1 protein-coding gene is annotated in these 246 nt (G+C 52.4%); it reads left to right on the top strand.

What is annotated here, in order from left to right; genetic code table 11:
• Positions 1-51: 51 nt before the first annotated feature.
• A partial coding sequence (locus HMPREF2656_RS00010; protein WP_168167507.1) for a helix-turn-helix domain-containing protein occupies positions 52-246 on the top strand: 195 nt, incomplete at its 3' end.

The following is a 246-nucleotide window of genomic DNA, read 5'->3' as shown; positions in this document are numbered from 1 at the left end:
GTCCGGGACTTGGTTTTTCAGGAAGGGACCAGAAAGTAGATGACAATCAGCATGACCACGATCGAAACTATCAGACAGCTCGATGACGAGGGAATGTCCCGACGAGCGATCGCGAAGGCGGTATCGGTATCTCGCGCTACGGTCGATAAGTACGTCAACCAGGACGATTTCAGCCCTATCCCGCCAGTTAAGTTACATAAGCCAGGATCACTAGCGCTCGGTGAGACGTTGTGTGCCGTGATTGAT

Origin of the sequence: Corynebacterium sp. HMSC034B08, assembly GCF_001835805.1 — a bacterium.
Classification (GTDB): Bacteria; Actinomycetota; Actinomycetes; order Mycobacteriales; family Mycobacteriaceae; genus Corynebacterium; species Corynebacterium coyleae.
Note: the sequence above shows the minus strand (reverse complement) of the source record. Positions and strands in the feature narration are given on the sequence as shown.